The sequence below is a fragment of the Flavobacterium frigoritolerans genome (genome assembly GCF_025847275.1).
Taxonomy (GTDB): Bacteria; Bacteroidota; Bacteroidia; order Flavobacteriales; family Flavobacteriaceae; genus Flavobacterium; species Flavobacterium frigoritolerans.
Map to the genome: position 1 here is coordinate 1 of NZ_JAOZEV010000050.1, position 1,521 is coordinate 1,521.

Consider the following 1,521-nt stretch of genomic DNA (forward strand, 5'->3'; position numbering starts at 1 on the left):
TGATGACGATTGGCAATAGCAGTACCAATAACAATATCATTTTGTCCGGTATATTTCCCTAAAAGAATATTCACAGCGCTTAAAAGCAAACTATTTAATGTAACTCCTTCACGCTGTGCTAAATCACGCAATTTTTTACTAAGTCCTTTATTCAATGTAAACTCTTGGCTTGCGCCTCTGTAATCTACAACAGAAGATCTGGCATAATCAGTTGGAAATTCAAGAGTCTGATAACCCATTAACTTTTCTTTCCAATATCCTAATTGTTTTTCTAAAATGTCTCCCGTTAAATAATTGCGTTGCCACAAGGCATAATCCTTATATTGAATCTCAAGTTCAGGTAATTTAAATCCTTTATTATTTACTAAATAGGCATTATAATATGCTAATACTTCCTTTTCAAATATATCTTTTGACCATCCATCTGTAGCGATATGGTGTATATTGATTAACAGTATCGTCTTATTTAAAGAAGCATCAGTCTCGGAGTTAATAGTATAGAAATTAACTCGAATTGGATATTCACTACTTAAATTGAATGGACGGTTGATGGCTTCTCTAATAGATAATTCATAATCATCTGTTTCACTCCATGTAATTTCTAGGATAGAAAGAGGCTCTTCATTTACTTTTTGAATAGCAAATTCATCATCTTCTCCTTGCTCAATAGTAGTTCTCAATACCTCATGTCTAGTGACAATTTCTTGTAAAGCATGTTTTAAGCCTTCTTTATTTGCTGTAGCATCAAGTTCATATAATACTGGAATGTGATAGGCATTAGTTCCTTCTTCAAACTGCTCGATGAACCACAAACGTTCCTGAGCAAAAGAAAGACCGATTTGATCAACATCAATCTTTGGTATTATAATTTGAGACTGATTAATAACATGGGCTAATAATTGTGTTATTGTTTTATATTTAAAAACATCAGACACTTTTACATCTTTCCCTAATATTTTACTTGTACGATGTGAAACTTGTATAGCCAGAATAGAATTACCTCCTATCTTGAAAAAGTCGTCAGTAATACCTACTCGATCCAAGCAAAGTAAATCACTCCAAATTTTACACACCTCTATTTCTTCGTACGTTGTAGGTTCGAGATAATTCGAGTCTGAAGAATTAAAATCTGGATCAGCAAATAAACTCTTGTTTAACTTTCCATTTGCCGTTAATGGAAAAGAATCCATCTCGACAAAGGCGCTTGGTATCATATAATCTGGTAAAATACCAGATAAAGATCTCTCAATAGCATCCACAGTTAAGCCAATTCCATCTTCGTTCAAAATATAATATCCTACAAGATATTTAGAACTGCCACTTTCGATAACTTTATCTCTGGCCTGAACGCTTACTTGCATGATACCTTCAATCTGAGACATTGCATGTTCGATCTCACCCAATTCAATACGATAACCTCGTATTTTAACCTGATTATCACCTCTACCAATATATTCTAGAGTCTCATTGGCTAACCAACGAACCAAATCGCCTGTCTTATATAATTGGGTATAGCCGTTT

1 protein-coding gene is annotated in these 1,521 nt (G+C 33.7%); it reads right to left on the reverse strand.

Features of this window, described 5'->3' with window-relative positions; translation table 11 throughout:
* Positions 1-1,521: condensation domain-containing protein (locus OIU80_RS20805; protein WP_264288881.1), on the reverse strand; the 1,521-nt coding region annotated here is incomplete at both ends.